Origin of the sequence: Bacillus testis, assembly GCF_001243895.1 — a bacterium.
Classification (GTDB): domain Bacteria; phylum Bacillota; class Bacilli; order Bacillales; family DSM-1321; genus Bacillus_AD; species Bacillus_AD testis.
In genome coordinates, this window is the sequence record NZ_LN851179.1 from 1 (window position 1) to 1240 (window position 1240).

The 1240-nt window shown below is 37.7% G+C and carries 1 protein-coding gene; it reads left to right on the forward strand.

What is annotated here, in order from left to right; all coding sequences use genetic code 11:
* Positions 1-21: 21 nt before the first annotated feature.
* The coding region (locus BN1765_RS00010; RefSeq protein WP_050613280.1) for an IS1182 family transposase at positions 22-1240 on the forward strand (1219 nt) is incomplete at its 3' end.

The window sequence follows — 1240 nt, forward strand, 5'->3', positions numbered from 1 at the left end:
CAAACAGAAAGAAGTGTCCTTATGTTTAAAGATTATAACATGAATCAATTAATTTTGCCTTTAGATTTAGAAGTCAGATTACAAAAGAATGATATCGCCTTCCATGTACACCACTTAGTTGAAAGTATTCCTCATGAAGCGTTTGAACCATTTCTGCGGAATGAGGGTTGTCCTGCCTATCATCCACGCATGATGTTGAAAATTATCCTATGTGCCTATACACAATCTGTCTTTTCAGGTCGGAAAATAGAAGCCCTTTTAAAGGACAGTATTCGTATGATGTGGCTGGCGCAAGGATATGAACCAAGCTACCGCACCATCAACCGTTTCCGTGTTCAACCTGAAGTAAAAGAATTAATCCGCCAATGTTTCGTTCAATTCCGTTGCCAGCTCGTCCAAGAAAAAATCATTGATCAAGAAGCCATCTTTATTGATGGAACGAAGATTGAAGCGAATGCGAATAAGTTTACGTTTGTTTGGAAGAAATCCATCGAGAAGTATCATCAGGGATTAATCGAAAAATCAAATCATCTATATAAAGAGCTGCTTAAAAATGAAATCATGCCTCAAATTGTACAGGAAAGTGAAGAAGAGTTAACGTTGGAAGAGCTCACTCAAATCGTTGAAAAAGTAGATGAAGTGATTTCTGAGTACGATCAAAAAATAGAGGCATCAACGAATGGAGCCGAGCGAAAAGCGTTGAGAAGTGAACGGAAATTCCCAAAACAAGCACGAAAACAATTAATGGACCATATCCAACGAAAACAGAGATATCAAAAAGACTTTGAAATATTCGGCACACGAAATAGTTATTCAAAGACAGATCCCGACGCGACCTTTATGCGTATGAAAGATGATTATATGAAAAATGGTCAATTGAAAGCCGGTTATAATGTACAAGTGGCAACAGAAGGACAATACGCGCTTGCCTACAGCCTCTTTTCGAATCCAACTGATACCCGTACATTAATCCCGTTCTTAGACCAAATTGAACAACATTATTTTGAGTTGCCAAAGCACATCGTCGCAGATGCAGGATATGGAAGTGAACAGAATTATGATGATATCCTTTCAAATCGTAAACGAGAAGCGTTAATTACCTATGGAATGTACGTGAAAGAGCAAAAGAAGAAATATAAACAAAACCCATTCAATACAGCGAATTGGCAGTATGACAAAGAAAAGGATGTATACACGTGTCCCAACCAACAACAACTTGTCTTTAAAAATTATTCAGTAC